The following is an 18,291-nucleotide window of genomic DNA, read 5'->3' as shown; positions in this document are numbered from 1 at the left end:
GGCCGGTTTTTTTATGGTTGCTTGAAAAAATCAGGCAGCTGCCTTGAATCAACTGGCACAGAATCCAGCTTGGCCGCCACGTGCACGCACACTGTGCGGCAAAGCTCCACTACCGTGGGTTCTTTCACTTGATACAACACCAAAGTACCTTCTTTGCGGCGCTGTAAAACACCAGCACGGTACATCAAATTCAGGTGCCGTGAAATATTCGATTGGGTCGAATCCACCTCTTCCACGATGTCGTTTACAGACTTCTCGCCATTGCACAATGCATGAATTATCTTAAGCCGGGTGGGCTCAGAAAGCACCGCAAAATAGCCAGACACTTGTTCCAGCAGGGAATCCAGTTCACTCATAGCATGACCGATATGTGTTTTTATATTGACACGATTGTACCCCCGTTTTTACACGGGGGTGGGTGCTCAGTGATTGGCCAGCAAAAGCCCGGCATGTTCACGCATAGGGTGAAACTCGATGGTTTCCCATCGCTTCTGCATTACATCCAGATCGAACCTCGATGTTGCCAAAAAAGCATGGGTATCAGCAGCATCAGTCACCATGCGCCCCACATTGGCATCCATAAACCGGCGCAAGTCGTTGGTGTTTTTACTGGTCACCCAACGGGCGCAACTGTAACGGCTTGGTGCCAAACGCACCTCGACTCCGTATTCGCCCTTCAAACGCGCCTGCACCACTTCAAATTGAAGCTGCCCAATGGCACCCAACAACATTTCTGAACCCAGCAATGGCTTGAACACCTGGATGGCGCCCTCCTGGCCTAATTCCATCAGCCCCTTTTGCAGTTGCTTGCTGCGCATGGGGTCTTTCAATTCAACGGAGGCAAACAATTCTGGTGCAAAAAACGGCAAACCCGTAAATTGCAAGCCTTCCCCTTCACTGAGCGAGTCACCCAGCTGCAAACCGCCGTGAGTAGTTAATCCAATAATGTCGCCGGCGTAGGCTTCGTCAACCCGATCTCGACGCTGAGAAAGAAAAGTCACCACACTGGTGGGGCGAAAATCTTTGCCGGTGCGCAGCACCTTGAACTTCATACCATGCTCAAAGCGACCAGAGAGCACCCGCACAAAGGCAATGCGGTCGCGGTGGGAGGGGTCCATGTTTGCCTGAATCTTGAACACCACACCACTGAACTTGCTTTCAGTGGGCGCCACCTCACGCTCGATCGCTTTGCGCGGCCCTGGATGAGGCGCTACATCCACCAATGCATCCAGCACTTCCTGAACACCAAAGTTGTTTACCGCTGAACCGAAAAACATGGGAGTTTGCTTGCCTGCCAGAAACTCAGCGGCATCAAAGCTGGGCGCAGCTGTGGTAACCAGATCAATTTCCTGCTCAGCTTGCTGGAACTCGGCACCAAACCTGCTCCGCAGCAATTCGCGATTGTCGCCGTCAATCACCTCATCATCCTCGCGACGGCGATCTGCACCCGGGGTAAACACACGCATGTGGTTCTTGCGAATGTCGAAAATACCGTGAAACAGCTTGCCCTGCCCCACAGGCCAGGCAAACGGCACACAGGGAATGCCAAGCGTACTTTCAATCTCGTCCATCAATTCAAGTGGATCACGCACCTCGCGGTCCATCTTGTTGACGAAGGTAATGATTGGCGTGTTTCGCGCACGGCACACTTCAATCAAACGCAAAGTTTGCGGCTCAACACCATTGGCGGCGTCAATCACCATCAAGGCTGCATCCACCGCAGTAAGTACTCGGTAGGTGTCTTCGGAAAAATCCTGGTGACCTGGGGTGTCGAGCAGGTTGATCACCTGATCGCGATACTCCATCTGCATCACCGAGCTGGCCACGGAAATACCACGCTGCTTTTCAATTTCCATCCAGTCCGACGTGGCGTGGCGACTCGCCTTGCGCGCCTTCACGCTACCCGCAATTTGAATGGCACCCGCAAACAGCAATAACTTTTCAGTCAGTGTAGTTTTGCCCGCATCGGGGTGGGAAATAATTGCAAACGTTCGACGACGCTTGACTTCAGATTCAATGGACACAGCAGCCCTTTGGCGCAAAAGCCGTGATTTTACACGCCCAAGGGGTTAAATTCATCTTCTTTCATTTTCATATTAATTTATAAATTAATAATTGAATACAAACCCTGTTGCGGACATCCCGTATTGCTCATTTTCATTATAAATAAGACATTACAACGGTGTTTTTGCACACTCGACTCGTTCAAATAAGGAACGATAACAACCACAAAGCCCAAACCCAATGGGCACAGTTACATCAAATCATAGGGGATACCAATGAAAGCAATTCTGGCAAAATCCGCCGTTGCAATCAGCCTGGCCGCAATGGCCATGGGTGCAGCTCACGCCGACAAATCCAAGTGGCCCAAAAGCTTTACAGTAGGCACGGCCTCACAAGGCGGAACTTATTATGCTTACGGCGCCGGCTGGGCAAATCTGGTCGCAGACACCGTGGGCATCACAGGTGGGGCTGAAGTGACGGGCGGTCCTACGCAGAACCTTGCTTTGGTTCACACCGGCAAGCTGGCATTTGGCATGACCACCATGGGCCCCGCTCGCGAGGCTTTGGACGGAAAAAGCCCCTTGGCTCCCGGCCTGAAAATGAACAAGGTGTGCGCCATGTTCCCTATGTATCAAACTCCATTCTCAGTCACAGTGCTGTCCTCCAGTGGCATCAAATCGATCAAAGACATTCCGCCTGGCTCAAAAATCGGTTTCGGCCCGGCAGGCTCCACTTCCGACACCTACTTTCCCAAAATGCTTGAAACACTGGGCGTTAAATTTGAACGCCGAAATGGTGGCTGGAGCGATTTGGGCGGTCAGCTGCAGGATGGCTTGATCGACGTAGTCGCCTTCGCCGCTGGTGTGCCCATTCCAGCAGTAACCCAGCTTGAAGTACAAACCAAAATCAACATTCTTGAATTTACGGAAGCTGAGCAAAAGAAGATCATGGACACCTACCCAGTGTCTGCGTTCCCCATCAAGGCCAACACCTACAAGACGTTGACCCAGGACGCACGTGCTGTGTCCATGTGGAACTACGCGATTGCCAACTGTGACTTGCCTGAAAGCTTTGTGTACGAGGCCACCAAGGCCGTGCTGGACAACAATGAAAAAATGTTGACCATTCACAAAGGCGCACGCACAACCCTGGCGGAAAACTGGGATAAAAATACCTTCATCCCTTTCCACCCCGGTGCCGCCAAGTACTACGAGGAAAAAGGTTTCACAATTCCAGCGAACCTGAAACTGAAGTAAACATCGATCAATCCATTTGATCCAGTGAGCGCCGGGTATTGCATTGAACACCCGGCGCGCTCGCGCAACCAGTCTTACTATTCTTGAATCGGTCCCATCATGTCCACTCCCTCTAGCGCATCCAGCACTGACGCAGAAGATCGTCTCATCGCCCAAGGCGTCGACGACGAACCCCCCGCGAACAACCAGCGAACATTCACCCAGCGAGCGGCTTTGCTCGTTTCAATCCTGTCCGCAGGCTACGCCTTTTGGCATGTTTTCTCGTTGAATGTAGCCCCGGTGGAAACCTGGGCCTTTCGCATTCTTCACGTGGCTGGCGCACTGATCATCGGCTTCATCGCCTACTCATCTGCCAATGTTGACCAACCCCAGCGCGGTAATCAAAGCCTGATCAAGGCACTTGCAGCAATACTGGCCTTGCCAGCGATCTATGCCCTTTACACGGTATACGACATGCAGCAGATCATCGCCGCAGGTGAGATGATTACCCCGGAAATGGAAGTCAACCAGTTTGGTATTCCATTGGCCGTGGCTACCTTGAGCGCGATTGTTGCCAGCTGGTTTTTGCGCCCGGAAGGCTCAAAGTTCAATTGGCTTGATGGCACTCTGGTACTGACCGTGATCGCCAGCACCGCCTACCTCATGGTTCACCTCGATGGAACGGCATTGCGCATGCGAGCCGGAACACCTTTCGCCTCACCCGGCAACGCGTGGGCAGCCATGGTAGGTTTGGCACTTATTCTCGAGCTTACACGCCGCGTGGCCGGCAGCGCCTTGGTCATCATCTCGGTAATATTCGTGGTGTATTCATTTGTTGGCCCTTACCTGCCCGGCTTTTTGACGCACGACGGCTTCGATTTCAGCCGCTTTTTCTCGTACATCTACACCGATGCGGGCGTTCTGGGTGCCACCACTGCGGTGTCCTCTACCTACATTATTTTGTTCATCGTTTTCGCCGCTTTTCTTCAGGCCTCCAAAGTAGGCGATTACTTTGTGAACTTCGCATTCGCGGCCGCAGGCCGTGCGCGCGGCGGCCCTGCGAAAGTGGCTGTTTTCGCTTCAGGCTTGATGGGCATGATCAATGGCACCAGCGCAGGCAATGTGGTTGCCACAGGATCCTTGACCATACCCTTGATGAAAAAAGTGGGTTACAACGGAAAAACAGCCGGCGCCATTGAAGCCGCTGCATCCACGGGCGGGCAAATCATGCCTCCCATCATGGGAGCAGGCGCGTTCATCATGGCGGAAATTACAGGAATCCCTTACTCGGAAATTGCAATCGCTGCAGTCATTCCTGCCGTGCTGTATTTCCTGTCTACCTACTTGATGGTCGACTTCGAGGCAGCAAAACTCGGCATGCGTGGTATGCGCTCCGATGAACTGCCGCAGTTCTCGAAAATGGTCAAGCAGGTCTACCTGTTCATTCCTATCATTATTCTGATTGTCGCTCTGTTCATGGGTTACTCGGTGATTCGTGCAGGCACCTTGGCCACCGCAGCGGCGGCTGTGGTTAGCTGGCTGTCGCCATTCAAAATGGGGCCTAAAAGCATATTCAAGGCCTTCGACTTGGCAGGGGTTATGTCCATTCAAATCATCACGGTGTGTGCCTGTGCTGGCATCATCGTGGGGGTGATTGCTTTGACTGGCGTTGGCGCGCGATTCTCCTCCATCCTATTGGACATTGCCGAAAATTCGCAATTGATCGCCTTGTTCTTTGCAATGTGCATTGCAATTCTGCTGGGTATGGGCATGCCAACCACAGCCGCCTATGCAGTGGCTGCATCCGTTGTTGCACCCGGCCTGATCGAGCTGGGTATTCAGCCCTTGGTGGCTCACTTCTTTGTGTTCTACTTTGCTGTCATCTCGGCCATTACACCGCCAGTCGCCCTGGCCTCGTATGCTGCTGCAGGTATTTCCGGCGCGAACCCAATGGCGACTTCGTTTACTTCCTTCAAAATTGGTCTGACTGCATTTATTGTGCCGTTTATGTTTTTTTACAACGCAGCCTTGCTGATGGAAGGCGAATGGTTCGTCATTTTGCGTGCCTTTGTTACAGCCTGTATTGGTGTGTTTTTCCTGGCCGCCGCAATTCAGGGCTGGTTCTGGGGAGCACATTCAAATTGGGTAGTACGCGGTATTTTGCTGATCGCCGCGCTCTGCATGATTGAGGGCGGTTTGTACACCGACATTGGTGGCGCAGTACTGGCTGTTGTAGCAATTGTTCTTAATAAGTTCTTTAAAGGAAAACCGGCACCGGAACCCATGGTTCAGGCCAAGGGAATGGATTAAAAACGCAGTGCCTTGAGGCTTCTACACCCTTTTTTAGTGTAGAGCCTCAGGTTCAAACCCTTTCATTGCGTAATCGATTTCCCTATAGTGCGAAGTGTCACGAAATTTGACTACCCGCTACCCCAAGGAGATCTCACGATGTACGCTTTCGAAAAAACAGCTGAATTGCTGACCAAAACCAACACCGAACTGAAGAACCAGCACCAAGCCGCTGCCAAGGCCCTGAACAGCCTGGTACAAGCACAATTCGGCCTGCTGTCACAAGGTTTGGGCAACGCATTCACCGCTGCTGAAAAGCTGCCTTTGGCCGACAAGCCTGTGGTTGTTAACGCACGTACAGAGATCAAGCAAGGCTTGGAAAAAGTAGTTGGCGTGAGCCAGGTTTACACACAGAAGGGTGTTGAGCTGTTCGAACAGCAACTGCCAGTTGTGATCGACAAAGGCTTCTCTTATGCAGCCTTGGCTTTGTCACAAGCCGAGTCTTTGACCGAAAACGCGATCACCATGGGTGTAAGCGCTTTGGAACAAGCCAAAAAAAACGAAACACTGAAGCCCGCCATTGAACAAGCTGAGCAAATTGCTGCCCAGTTGTTCGAAAAAATTGGCGTAAAAGGTGAAGCTGGCGCGAAAAAAGCTGCCAAGAAGCCTGCCGCCAAGAAAGCTGCTGCCCCACGCGCCAAGCGTGCTGCAGCGGCCCCGAAGGCTTCAGTCTGAAAGGACATGGCCCAGCTTGAGCTGAGCTTTGAGTAAATAAAAAACCCTCGAGAATTCGAGGGTTTTTTTATGGGCGCGATGAAATATCAATAAAACTTTACAGCAACCACAAAATCAGGCCGTAGCACACACTGGCGCCCAGAACGCCAACAAACCACTCTCTTTTGGCCTCCAACTCGCCCAGCATGGTCACGTCAAAGCTCTTGTTTGCGAAATCGTCCATGGCAATACTCCCGGTGCATAATGCACATGTGTGTTGATGCCTCTATTTAAGTGCAAAAACACAGGTGAGTCTTTCCCACAAAGGGGGCCACCTTATTCGACTACCCCCAAGAGGTAACCACAATGACCGTCAGTTCTGCCAGCGCCTTTGCAATTGTTTCCGCAGGAGTATTTTTGCTCGTTGGTCTTTTCAGCGGATTGTGGAAGTTTTTGCAGATGTGGCGCAGTGAACAAGGTTTAGCGCATCCATATGTAGACATCGCCCACAGAGCCAGCCTGCTCTACGGTTTTGCCTGTATCACCCTGGCCGTGTTGGCACATTTCAGCATGTTCAACCCAAACTACAACTTGTTTGCGGCGGCAATCGTGATTCTATTTTTTGCCTTGGCTGTAGCGGGTTATTTGATACAGGCAGCGCTGAACGGACCCGACAATCAGTTGCGGCAACCTCACAGACTGGGAAAACACGCCATGCCCCGCGCAGGTTTGGCCGTATTCATGGTGGCGCTGGTGTTTGCAGAAATTGGAGGCACGCTCTATTTGTTTGTTGGTGCCCTACAGAACCCTTTGCTGCGATTCTGGTCATAAATACCAAGTCGAGCTAACCCCAGGACACCGCACCATGACCACACTGTTCACAAGTCGCCTGCTGCTTGCCGCATTCGCCATAATTTCTCTTGCTGCTTGCAGCACCACGAATACAGCGGGTTCAACAGGCCAGTTCCAGGCGAAATCAAACTGGACCAGCTCATTTTTAAGCCAAGTGCTTGGTGGCCAAACCATGCCAGACGGGGTGAACAACTGGGCATGCCGCCCCGCCAACAATCAAAACCCGGTTGTGTTGATTCACGGCACCTTTTCTTCCAGTATGTATTCATTTGGTGCCTTGGGCCCGGCACTGGCCAATCAAAACCTGTGCGTATACTCAATCGATTATGGCGCAGCCGAGCCCAGCGACTGGTTCAAAGGGGTAGGCCCGGTGGATGAATCGGCACAACGAATTGCCGATTTTGTAAAGTTTGTGAAAACAACCACAGGTGGAGACAAGGTGACCCTGGTGGGCCACTCTCAGGGCGGTCTCATAGGCTTTTACTACCTGAAAATGTTGCAAGGCGCTGCCCACGTCGACCGCTTTGTGGCTTTGGCCCCCAGTGTCAACGGAACCTCCATTGCAAAAACCCCCAACCGCGACAACGTCGAATATTGCCTGGCTTGTGCAGACCAGCACCCGCGCTCCGCCTTGTTGCGCGAGCTAAAAACAGGCCCAATCGCCATGCCCAATGTGCAATACAGTGTTTTGGTCACAAAAAACGACAAGGTGGTGGTGCCAGTTGAAAACCAGTTTGTGAAAGAACCTGGCGTGCAAAACATCTACATTCAAGATCTGCTTCCAGGCAAACGGGTGTCGCACAGCGGCATGCTCTATGACACCGAAACACTCGATTTGATCGTCAAGCTGGTTCAAGGCCAATCGCTACAAACTGCCTCAAACTAAAGCGGTGTAACTCCGGGTTGCTGCATTGAAACTGTACAAAGGATCATTCACCAGGTTTTGATCAATGCCCTCTTTCTTTAGCTGTACTTTTTGGTATTTGAACGTGCCGGTGGTTTCTACAGTTTGAAGCACACGCACATACTGCGGCACTGCGTAAGCAGGTAATTGGCTGCTTACATGCGCAGCCAGCGCTTTCAAGTCCAGCTTGGCACCGGGTTTTACAGCAACAGCGGCCATGCCGGCACGGCCGTCGAACCCATCCAGCTTCACGCCATAAACCACTGCATGTTCAAGAAATGGCAGTTTGGCCAACACGCCCTCCACTTCCGAGGTTGCAACATTCTCGCCCTTCCAGCGAAATGTGTCGCCCAAACGGTCCACAAACTGAATGTGTTGCCACCCCTGCCTGCGCACCAAATCGCCCGAGTTGAACCAGCAGTCACCACGCTTGAATACATTGCGCAGCAACTTGCCTTCATTGGCTCTCGGGTCAGTATAGCCATCGAAGGGCCGTAACTCGGTCACTTCGCTGATCAACAAACCCACTTCACCGCGGCTTACGGTTTCACAAAACCCACGTGAGTTTCGCACCACCTGTTCGGAATCGGCATCACAGGCAATAACCTCAAAGGGCATGGGGCAAAAGCCAACAGTCTCTTTCAGGCCAAAGGCATTCATGAATCCCAGGTTAGACTCGCTTGCCCCATAAAACTCGAAAATTTGATGAATACCAAACCGGTTTTCAAAGTCATCCCATATTTCAGGGCGCAGGCCATTGCCTAGAATCAAGCGGATCTCATGGTTCTGATCGTCCATATGGGGTGCTTGATTCAACAGGTATCGCAGCAATTCTCCGATATAGCAAAACGCCGTCGCCTTGTAATGTGAAATACGCTTCCAGAATTGACTGGCACTGAATTTTTCATCCAGTGCGAAACAAGCGCCACAAGCCAACACCACCCCCAGTGACACCGTGAGTGCGTTGTTGTGATACAGCGGCAAGCAGCAGTAAAACACGTCAGAAGCCGTCAAACGCACTGCGGTGCTCATGCCCGAGGCCGCTTGCAACCAACGGTAATGGCTCATAACAGAGGCCTTGGGCAAACCGGTTGTGCCTGAGGTAAAAATATAGAAACAGGGCGAGCTGGCCACAATCTGCGCTGTTTGCGCCAGGTTGTGGTCAGGCTGCGTGCACCAGGCACTGCGAAAATCGCTCACTCTTAAATGGGTGCTGCCGGTTTGCAAAGACAACAATTCAATGCCTTTGAGTAAAACGCTGTTCTCTGATTCCAACTGCTTGAGAATATCCAGACCACGGTCACACGCCAGAATCACTCGTGGTTTCACCAACTTCAAACTATGCGCCTGCACCGCACCTTGCTGATTGATATTCAGCAGCGCAGCAACAGCACCCAACTTGGCACAGGCAATCACCGCAAGCAAGGTTTCAGGCCGATTGGCTGACAACAAGCCTACCGTGTCACCGGCCTTAACGCCCATGGAGAGCAAACCGCGTGCCATTTGATTGCAAACGGAATTGGCTTGCCCGTAGGTCCAACACTGTTGATCGCTTTTCAGGAATGTCGATTTTGCATGTTTGCGCGCTGTTTCCTGAAACAGCAAACCGAGCGAACGGCGTGAATGCGGCCTGAGAAATGCCAAACTGGCCAGCGAAGGGAGAATGTGCGGCATGTCTGGCAGAAAACCCAAGGCGCCTTTGGCAATGTCAATTGCAGATACTGTTTTGCCCTGAACTGTCATTTTGTGCGGCCTCCGGGTGCTGTCTCGTGTTTTTTTATAAAGAAAAAGATACACTCTTTGGGTCAACGAAATTCGCGTACACACCGTTTTTATCAATGTCATCAGGCTGCCCTGTTAAGTATTCTTCCATGCCCATAGCCAAAGTACGCTCTAAAACTGTTCTTTGCCTGCTTGCGCTTGTGACCACGCTTCCGTTTCATGTGGCCCATGCCAAAAATTTCATTGGCTACACGGGCAAAGGCTGGAACAGCGACTTCGGTGTGCTTCGTGGGCAATGCGATGCCAAACTGGTTCAAAGCGAGGCACTGAAAGGCACCTTGACCGAACAAATGGCTTATGTTGAATCCACCGATGCGTTCAAAACAATTTTCACGGAAACCCAGCTGGTTGATGCGTTCGCAGTGGATTCCCATTGTTTCGGGCACACCATGGAGCTGGTGCCCTCTGGGCAAGCCGTGCGCTGGCTAAACCCGGTGAATGGCGTCGGAGTGTATTTGTCGCCGGGGGCCAAATCGGACACTTGCCGCACTTACCTGGGTGTCACCATTGTGAACGGCGAAAAAACAAAGTTCCGGGGTGAGGTGTGCTCGCCCAGCAAAGGTGCTTGGCAAATTCAGCAGTAATCTCAAGCAAATACTGCCCTTCGCAAACGCTGAAGGGTATCCGAATGCCCCACCAGCACCAACAGCAATTTGGCCCGTGTCATGGCCACAAAAAGCTTTCGAAAATCGGCTTCGTTGAACTCCGAAAAAGCCAACTCGGTTACCACAACAGCTTGTGCTGCCTGCCCTTTAAAGCGATAAACCGACTCTGCATGCACATTACCCTCGGTGAATACCTGGCTGCCGTTGTCATCATATCGGCCAGTAAAGTGCCTCAGGCTGTGCGGCCCAACGCTGGCTTGCGCCAATATCTTTGATTTCTCGTGCCCCCGCATGCTAAGCACCGCAATTTTGTCGCGCGTGAAACCATGCCGCAGACAGGCAGTAATTGCCTTGGCGGTTTGACTCAACAACGACTCTTCATTGTCATACTCGAAAAACTCCAAGGGCAAACCTTCCAGGGGGCAAGCCGCTTCAATGTCCAGCGGCAAAGGCGATTCAAAGTTGAATTCACGTTGAACCAACTGCAATGCCTGCACTACGCGTTTCGGATTTCGATAATTCATGGGCGTGTGCAAGCTGACCCAACCGGGCAGGCTGACTGCTGGCTTGGCGTACAGGTTTTGAATCGGATCTTCCAGCCACAGCCACCGGGTGCCCGAATGTGCGCAACGCTGAAGCACCGGCAGCCAACTTTGATCAAAGTCCTGGCCTTCATCCACCACAATTGAGTCGAACACCCACCGTTTGTCCAGAGGTGTGGCCAGAACTTGCTCGGCCAGGCGACCAAAAACCCCGGGCGAAGCGTAGTCCACGTCAAGACCTGCATCGCGGAGCATGCGGTCGCACAATGCATGAAAATTAAAAACCACCGCGCCCATCAAACCTGCTTCACGAACCTGCTGCGCCATGTGTGAGGAAAGCGGCCGGTTGTAACACACATACAAGGTTCGGGCTTTTAAACCATGGTTGCGCTGCAGTTCGCTGAAAGCCAGTTGCGACTTTCCACTGCCAGCAGTACCCGTAACACGCAAGCGAAAAGGCTCGAAGTTTAGCCTTGAAACCCATTGCTCCAGGCCGTGAGACAGACGCGTTACCAAAGTTTCCGCGGCTTGTGACAAGGCCCCCACCTCAGGAACCAGGTTAAGTTCATTGCACAAAAATGAGTGAATGGCTTTGGGATTGCTGTGGCTGCTGAACAGGTCAGCAGTAATGTCGATGGTTTGAATCAGGGCAGCCAATTCATCTTTGTGACGGGCATCCACCACCCGCTCGGCATTCACGGTAAGTCCGCCGGGGTCGGGTACGGTGAAATCGGGGCAATAAAAAATGGGCTCTACACGCAAGTTACCTTGGTGTTGCAACCTGAACTTCTGGTTCAGCAAAGCACTTTGTTCAGCCAGTGCGTTGAATACATCCTGACGCTGTTCACCCAATTGCTTCACCACCCGGCCTTGGTCCACTTTCATCAAACCGGTTTTCATCAAGATGCTATAAACAATACCACTGGGGCCCAGCACCAGAAATTGGATTCGCCCTGTGACGGTCAGCCCATGCTCAATTCTTGACCAGTGAATACCGTGATAAATGGTGTAGTTGTCTGGCAACTGCGCTTGCAATTGCAACAACACGTCCCGCTCACGGGCTTGTGCGCCATCTAGCGCAAGCTCACTGGTGTCGGAAGGATAAACCTTGGCGGGCACGCCTTATACCTCTTTGAACTGTTGCTTCAGCGCAGTGCCGGAGTAACGATCAACCCCAGCCTGAATGCGAAAGCCCAGCATGATTTTTCCGGTGGTGCAGTACACCTGCTCCCGCAGCCATTCGATAACTTCTTTGCCTTCTGAAAAACCCACTGCCTCGAATTCCCAAACGCGGTCATCCGCATTCCAGCGAAAACCCTTGGACTTTAAAAAATCTTTTTTCTCAAATGGTGCTTTCAACGCAGCAATTTGATAAATCGATTCATTGGCACTGTCAAACAGCACTTGAAACGGCATGCGCTGGGATGTTTTCAAGGGTTGAGCCAACACATGGACCAGTGCATTACAATCCTCCACTGCACGGTGGGCGCCGTGGAAGTAACCGCAATCCGACAACAAATATTCCAGTTTGCGTCCTGAATAATTTTCCTGGGTCCATGGCAGTTCCCGAAACGTGCAGGCCCAGATCGATTTTTCAAGCCACGGAAAACGGCGAAGCATAAAAGGCTTGTCAAATGCTGCGTTGTGCGCCACGAACAAAGCGGCCTCATCGCACAGGGTCTTCAAAGCAGCTTCATCGAACCGCTGACCCTTGACCATGTCGTTGGTAATACCGTGAATGGCTGAATTCTCGGGTGTAATGGGCACCTTGGGTTCTTCAAGCCCACCATAAGTACCCAACACCGCACCTATTGCCCCGGTGTCCTGGTCCACCTCAATCAGCACCGCACCCACTTCAATCACTTCGCATGTTGCAAAATCAAGACCGGTGGTTTCAGTGTCGACCACTAGCACCTTAACTGGGCTGTTGATTTGCCCAGCAAAAGTGTCACGCATTTGAATGCTGCGCAACACCTTGTAGTTCCCACTGCTTTCCAGCCAACGGGCCACCGTCTCCGGGTCAATGTTGCCAATGCTTTTGTTCAATTCATTGTTGCTCAATTCATCGTGGTTCAATCGCTTTGTCCTCTGGTTCAGTGTGCAGCAAATGGGCCTGTTGTCGGCTTACTTTCACCTGCCAGCCTTTTTTTACCTCGCGAATTCCACCTTTATTAACGCGCAATTGGCGAGCCAGCTCAATCAATTTCAGTTTGCCACAACGCACGCCATGGCCCAGCAACCAGTGTCGAAGTGTATTGAGCTGGGCTGTGTCGTCCAGTGCTCGCCACTGAATCAGTTGCAAGCTGCCTGCTGCGCAAACCACCTGGGGCGCATTGGCTTGCGTGTTTGAATCTTCTTCCGAATAGTGTGCCCGAAAAAATTCAGCCAGTTGCAAAAAAGCCTTCGGGCTTTGGGGAAAGTGTTCTTCCAGGTTGGGCAAGAGTTCGTGGCGTATCCAGTTGCGGCGCAGTGTAGTGTCATTGTTGCTGGGGTCTTCGATGTGCGGCAGGCGATTTACATGTGCGTACTCCAGCAGGCTGGCTTTGCTGCAATCGAGCAAAGGGCGACCCAACAGCAAGTCAGGATGCAGATGGCGATCCACACCCACAGGGCCCACAGCGCGCATCCCACCCACTCCTCTCAGGCCCGAACCGCGCAGCAATTGCAGCAGTACAGTTTCCAGTTGATCGTCCTGGTGGTGGGCGCACAGCAACACAGTGTGTTGATTGGCCTTCATCCAGCTAAAAATGGCACGGTATCGCACCACGCGGGCCTGGCCTTCAAGGCCCAAATCGCCGGGTTCCACATCAACCCGCAACGCAGTAAAAGGCACACCCCAGTGTTCGCACTGATTTTTGCAGTGCTCTTCCCAGGCATTGGCCTGTGGCTGGATTTGATGATTCACGTGAACCGCGTGCAGTGGCAAACCCATTGCATGCAATGCATGAAGCAACACGGTGGAATCGACCCCGCCTGAATAAGCCACTACAAAACTGGCTGGCAGCGGGGCTTGGCGCTTGAAGTCGCTTAGAAAGGCTTCAAGCGACTGTTTCAATTATTTGCTCACCTTGAAGTGGCCGTAACTCATCAGCCGGTCATGGCGAGCATCCAACAAGGTTTTGGGCTTGTAAGTGACCAGCATATTCAAAGCAGCCTTGATTGCGGTTTTCAAGTTGCTGGCCGTTTGCGCATGGTCGCGGTGCGCTCCACCAAAGCTTTCCTTCACGATTTCCTGAATCAGCCCAAGATCACGCAGGCGTTTGGCGGTAATACCCAAGGCCTCGGCAGCATCCGATGCCCTTTCAGCGCTGCGCCACAAAATGGACGCGCATCCTTCAGGGGAAATTACAGAGTAAGTGGCATTTTCCATCATGATGACGTGATCAGCCACAGCCAAAGCCAAAGCGCCACCTGAACCGCCCTCACCAATAATTGCACTCACAATGGGCACCTGAATTTGTGCCATTTCAATCAAATTGCGGCCAATGGCCTCAGACTGCCCACGCTCCTCGGCATCAATACCAGGGTATGCCCCCGGGGTATCCACCAGGGTTACGATGGGAATACCGAATTTCTCAGCCGTTTTCATCAAGCGAAGTGCTTTGCGATAGCCCTCCGGGCGAGGCATGCCGAAGTTACGCAAAGTACGCTCTTTCACATCACGGCCTTTTTGGTGACCAATCACCATGACGCTTTCACCATCAAGGCGGGCCAAGCCACCGACAATCGAAGGGTCGTCTGCAAAATGCCTGTCGCCATGCAACTCGTGAAAGTCTGTGAATGCGTGGGCAATGTAATCCAAGGTGTAGGGGCGCTGGGGGTGACGCGCCACCTGCGAAACCTGCCAGGGGGTCAGCTTGCTGTACAACTCCTTGGTCAGCACATCGCTTTTGCCTTCCAGGCGGCGAATTTCTTCTGACAAATCAACAGCTGAGCCGTCTTGAACCAGGCGCAGCTCCTCGATTTTGCCTTTTAACTCGGCAATGGGTGCTTCAAAATCCAGAAATGTTTGCTTCATGAGGTTCTCTTAATAGTCCACCACGGCTGGATCGAGGCTGCGCCACAAATACCACGCTGCCACTGTCCGCCAAGGTTTTAATTTTTCCCCGAATTGTAGTGCTTCTTTCGGTCCGATGGGTTCACCTTCGAAGAATTGGCGCGAGATACCGCGCTGCACACCAATGTCATCCACAGGCCAAACATCGGGCCTGCGCAAACAAAACATCAAAAACATTTGGGCCGTCCAGCGCCCTACTCCCTTGATTTCACACAGGTGGCGCGTGCAGGCCTCATCGTCCATGCCATCCAGCAGTGTCAGCTCAAGACGTCCCTGCTGCTCAAATTCGCTCAAGGCACGTGCGTAGGCTATTTTCTGGCGTGAAAGGCCTGTGGCCTTCAAAGTGTCATCACTTAGAGCGAGCAATACGCTGCTATTGATTTGCCCATTCAGCGCCTCGACCACTCGAGCCCACACCGCATCTGCTGCTTTGACCGAAATTTGTTGGCCCACCAGCGAGCGCAGCATGGTTTCATAAGGCGCGCCACGCGAACGCAAGGCCCGGTCCGAATGTCGAGCCACCAATTCAGCCCACACCGGGCTTTGCAAAGCCAAGGCCTCACACGCCGCCTGCCAATAATCAGGCGCGTGGGGATCTAGATTCAACCTCAGGCTCGCCGCCATTCGGTTGCCCCGCCCCGTTTGTCTTCCAATACCACGCCCATGTCGAGCAACTGCTGGCGTATGGCATCCGCTTTTGAGAAATCCCGGTCGGCCTTGGCCTGGGTTCGGGCATCAATCAAAGCTTGTATTTCAGCCTCGTCCAAGGCACCCGCCTGGTCGCCCACCTCGGCTTTCTGGAAAGCCTCGGCTGTACGTCCCAACAAACCCAGTACCTGTGCCAAAGCTTTCAGACGTGCAGCCAAAGCCAGGTCGGCAGTGCGGTTCACCTCATTGGCCATTTCAAACAACACAGACACGGCAATCGGTGTGTTCATGTCATCATTCATCGCCTCAGCGAAACGGGCTTCAAATTCCAGCGTCCAATCAATCGAATCCGCTACCTGAACGTCGCCTACTGCGGTGTACAGGCGACCCAGGGCAGCTTTCGCGTCTTGCACATGCCCTTCTGAATAGGTTAACTGACTGCGATACTGCGCGCGCAAAATAAAGAAGCGCACTACTTCAGCATCGTATACCTTCAAAATGTCCCGAATCGTGAAGAAATTGTTCAGCGATTTCGACATTTTCTCGGATTGGCCGTTGGTTTCAACGCGCACAAAACCGTTGTGCATCCAATACTGGGCAAAACCCTCGCCAGTGGCTCCCACGCTTTGGGCAATTTCGTTTTCATGATGCGGAAACTGCAAGTCAGCACCGCCGCCATGAACATCAAAGGTATTACCCAACAACTTGCAACTCATGGCTGAGCACTCAATGTGCCAACCCGGGCGACCAACACCGAAATCAGAATCCCATTTGGCATCTGCGGGCTCATCGGCCTTTGCGCTTTTCCACAGAACAAAGTCCAGCGGGTCGTTCTTGCTGCCTGAAACCCCCACACGTTCACCAGCCCGCAATTCATCCAGACTTTTACCCGATAGCCGGCCGTATTCAGGAAAAGCACGCACCGAAAAGTTCACATCACCGGAATCATCCCGGTACGCGAGTCTTTTATTCATCAGGGTGTGGATCATGTCCTGCATTTCTGCAACGTACTCCGTGGCACGGGGCTCGTGGTCGGGGCGTTCAATACCCAAGGCATCCGCGTCCTCATGCATGGCCGCAATGAAGCGATCCGTCAACGAACGAATGCTTTCACCGTTCTCAACAGCGCGGCGAATAATTTTGTCATCAATGTCGGTGATATTGCGTACATAGGTGACCGGGTAGCCGGAGGCACGCAGCCAGCGCTTCAACAGATCGAAAACCACCATGACACGGGCATGGCCCAAGTGGCAGAAGTCATAGACTGTCATGCCACACACGTACATTCGAACGTTCTGTGGATCAAGCGGTGAAAAAGCCTGCTTTTTCCTTAGAATTGAATTGTAAATTTGAAGAGACGATTTCATTGGACTCAGAAAAAAAGCGGACCCAGCTTGCCAAAACGGTACAATCTGACACTGGAACCCTCAGGAAACCCAGCTCAGAAGCCAACCCGCTCTGGGGCTTGCTACAATAGCGGTCGAGTATATCATTACGCATGATCGAGTTTTTCCCTACCAATCAGATGAAACGGGTAACCCCGCAAAGGCGCAACCGAATGCAGGCTAAAAAAACAATCACGTCGTCAATCAGTGGCAAATACAAGAAAAGCAAATATGCTTTGCTGATTGCCCTCATGGGCTTGGCGTTTGCCGGAGCACCCGGCCATGCCGACGAATCAGATGAAGTTTCAAAACTTATTCAAAGCGGTCAATTTGAACAGGCACAGGCACGTGCAGACGCATACCTGGCCAACCGCCCGAACGACGCTCAAATGCGCTTCCTGAAGGGCCTGATTCTGACTGAACGCAACAAAACCGCAGAAGCCATTACTGTGTTCACCAAGCTGACCGAGGATTTTCCCGAGCTGCCTGAACCCTACAACAACCTGGCTGTGTTGTACGCGGGGCGCGGAGAATATGAAAAAGCCCGCGAGTCACTTGAAATGGCCATTCGCACTCACCCCAGCTATGCCACCGCCCATGAAAACCTGGGCGATGTGTACGCCAAGCTGGCCAGCCAGTCCTACGACAAAGCACTTCAACTGGACGGGCGCAATTCAACCGCGCAAACCAAATTGTCGCTGGTACGCAACCTGATTGCCGGCAAGCCCGAAACGGTGGCTGTGGCGGCAGCACCAGCAGCCGCACCAGCTAGCAAGCCAGCACCCGCCAAAACCGCACCCGCGGCAGTGCCCACCCCGCCGGTGGTTGCTGCTACGCCTCCCGCAGTTGAGGTGGCACCCAGCAAACCAGCCCCGGCAGAGCCTGCCATTACAGCCAGCAAACCTGCTGAACCAAAACCCAATACCATCGGTATGGACAGCCAGGTACTGGCGGCCGTTGAAGCTTGGGCCAAAGCATGGACTGATCAAGACATGGCCGGTTACCTAGGTGCCTACAGCCAAGACTTTGAAACACCAGGCAAAATGAACCGTACCAACTGGGAAAAAATGCGCGAACAACGCATTGTTGGCAAAGAAACCATTCGCGTGGTGGTTGAAAACCCGTTGATCACCATCACTGGCAATGAAGCCGTGGTGAAATTCAAGCAAAGCTATTTTTCCAACCGCCTGAACAATGTGTCCACCAAAACACTGACTATGAAACAGGAAGGCGGCACCTGGAAAATCACCAGCGAGAGGGTGGGCGGCTAAATG

At 52.5% G+C, this 18,291-nt stretch carries 17 protein-coding genes; 7 read left to right on the top strand and 10 right to left on the bottom strand.

Annotated features, from left to right (window positions below):
* Positions 1–11: 11 nt before the first annotated feature.
* Together HKT17_RS06145 and HKT17_RS06140 are read right to left on the bottom strand one after the other, a co-directional pair.
* Positions 12–356 (bottom strand): ArsR/SmtB family transcription factor, encoded by a 345-nt coding sequence (locus HKT17_RS06145; protein WP_171098628.1) that lies wholly within the window; start codon positions 354–356, stop codon positions 12–14.
* Positions 357–422: 66 nt separating this feature from the next.
* A complete protein-coding gene (locus HKT17_RS06140; RefSeq protein ID WP_105029849.1) occupies positions 423–2,024 on the bottom strand; it encodes a peptide chain release factor 3 in 1,602 nt (533 codons plus the stop codon).
* A 255-nt stretch (positions 2,025–2,279) separates the two neighbouring features.
* Here HKT17_RS06140 and HKT17_RS06135 point away from each other — a divergent pair, with 255 nt between their 5' ends.
* The 3 genes from HKT17_RS06135 to HKT17_RS06125 all read left to right on the top strand — a co-directional run bounded on the left by HKT17_RS06135 (position 2,280) and on the right by HKT17_RS06125 (position 6,263).
* Complete coding sequence (locus HKT17_RS06135) at positions 2,280–3,260, top strand: TAXI family TRAP transporter solute-binding subunit (protein ID WP_105028824.1); 981 nt, start codon at positions 2,280–2,282, stop codon at positions 3,258–3,260.
* Between the two features lie 99 nt (positions 3,261–3,359).
* The gene (locus HKT17_RS06130) at positions 3,360–5,549 is read left to right on the top strand and encodes a TRAP transporter permease (RefSeq protein WP_171098626.1); all 2,190 of its coding nucleotides are present in this window, start codon (positions 3,360–3,362) and stop codon (positions 5,547–5,549) included.
* A gap of 138 nt (positions 5,550–5,687) precedes the next feature.
* Positions 5,688–6,263, top strand: a complete 576-nt coding sequence (locus HKT17_RS06125; protein ID WP_146106670.1) for a hypothetical protein — start codon at positions 5,688–5,690, stop codon at positions 6,261–6,263.
* 97 nt (positions 6,264–6,360) lie between these two features.
* Here the strand turns inward: HKT17_RS06125 and HKT17_RS15685 are convergent, their stop codons facing one another.
* Positions 6,361–6,486, bottom strand: a complete 126-nt coding sequence (locus HKT17_RS15685) for a hypothetical protein (RefSeq protein WP_255411427.1) — start codon at positions 6,484–6,486, stop codon at positions 6,361–6,363.
* A 122-nt stretch (positions 6,487–6,608) separates the two neighbouring features.
* Between HKT17_RS15685 and HKT17_RS06120 the strand changes: the two genes are divergently transcribed.
* Positions 6,609–7,073, top strand: a complete 465-nt coding sequence (locus HKT17_RS06120) for a hypothetical protein (protein WP_171098624.1) — start codon at positions 6,609–6,611, stop codon at positions 7,071–7,073.
* A 34-nt stretch (positions 7,074–7,107) separates the two neighbouring features.
* Positions 7,108–7,980, top strand: a complete 873-nt coding sequence (locus HKT17_RS06115) for an esterase/lipase family protein (RefSeq protein WP_105028822.1) — start codon at positions 7,108–7,110, stop codon at positions 7,978–7,980.
* Here HKT17_RS06115 and HKT17_RS06110 read toward each other — a convergent pair.
* Complete coding sequence (locus HKT17_RS06110) at positions 7,972–9,741, bottom strand: long-chain-acyl-CoA synthetase (protein WP_171098622.1); 1,770 nt, start codon at positions 9,739–9,741, stop codon at positions 7,972–7,974. The two genes, HKT17_RS06115 and HKT17_RS06110, sit on opposite strands and share 9 nt — an antisense overlap.
* 128 nt (positions 9,742–9,869) lie before the next feature.
* On the opposite strand from HKT17_RS06110, the gene HKT17_RS06105 reads away from it, so the two are divergent.
* Positions 9,870–10,364, top strand: coding sequence for a hypothetical protein (locus HKT17_RS06105; RefSeq protein WP_171098620.1), 495 nt, complete (start codon positions 9,870–9,872; stop codon positions 10,362–10,364).
* Positions 10,365–10,366: 2 nt separating this feature from the next.
* On the opposite strand, the gene HKT17_RS06100 is transcribed toward HKT17_RS06105, so the two are convergent.
* The 6 genes from HKT17_RS06100 to cysS are packed head-to-tail and all read right to left on the bottom strand — an operon-like array spanning position 10,367 to position 16,999.
* Positions 10,367–12,046, bottom strand: coding sequence for an ATP-binding domain-containing protein (locus tag HKT17_RS06100; protein ID WP_171098618.1), 1,680 nt, complete (start codon positions 12,044–12,046; stop codon positions 10,367–10,369).
* Between the two features lie 3 nt (positions 12,047–12,049).
* The gene (locus tag HKT17_RS06095; RefSeq protein WP_171098615.1) at positions 12,050–13,003 is read right to left on the bottom strand and encodes a 3'-5' exonuclease; all 954 of its coding nucleotides are present in this window, start codon (positions 13,001–13,003) and stop codon (positions 12,050–12,052) included.
* Positions 12,990–13,982 carry a tRNA lysidine(34) synthetase TilS gene (tilS, locus tag HKT17_RS06090; RefSeq protein WP_171098614.1) on the bottom strand — a complete coding sequence of 331 codons (993 nt, stop codon included), beginning with the start codon at positions 13,980–13,982 and terminating at the stop codon, positions 12,990–12,992. The genes HKT17_RS06095 and tilS overlap by 14 nt, the downstream gene beginning before the upstream one ends.
* The gene (locus tag HKT17_RS06085) at positions 13,983–14,945 is read right to left on the bottom strand and encodes an acetyl-CoA carboxylase carboxyltransferase subunit alpha (protein ID WP_105028816.1); all 963 of its coding nucleotides are present in this window, start codon (positions 14,943–14,945) and stop codon (positions 13,983–13,985) included. It lies immediately after the preceding gene.
* Between the two features lie 9 nt (positions 14,946–14,954).
* Entirely contained in the window at positions 14,955–15,608 is a 654-nt protein-coding gene (locus HKT17_RS06080) for a DNA-3-methyladenine glycosylase family protein (protein WP_105028815.1), read from the bottom strand.
* Complete coding sequence (gene cysS, locus HKT17_RS06075; RefSeq protein WP_171098611.1) at positions 15,593–16,999, bottom strand: cysteine--tRNA ligase; 1,407 nt, start codon at positions 16,997–16,999, stop codon at positions 15,593–15,595. The genes HKT17_RS06080 and cysS overlap by 16 nt, the downstream gene beginning before the upstream one ends.
* Before the next feature lie 158 nt (positions 17,000–17,157).
* Between cysS and HKT17_RS06070 the strand changes: the two genes are divergently transcribed.
* Positions 17,158–18,288, top strand: coding sequence for a L,D-transpeptidase Cds6 family protein (locus HKT17_RS06070; protein ID WP_240965920.1), 1,131 nt, complete (start codon positions 17,158–17,160; stop codon positions 18,286–18,288).
* Positions 18,289–18,291: the final 3 nt, after the last annotated feature.

The sequence above is a fragment of the Limnobacter sp. SAORIC-580 genome, assembly GCF_013004065.1.
GTDB lineage: Bacteria > Pseudomonadota > Gammaproteobacteria > Burkholderiales > Burkholderiaceae_B > Limnobacter > Limnobacter profundi.
The sequence above is the reverse complement of the archived record's forward strand: the minus strand, read 5'-3'. Positions and strand labels throughout refer to the sequence as shown.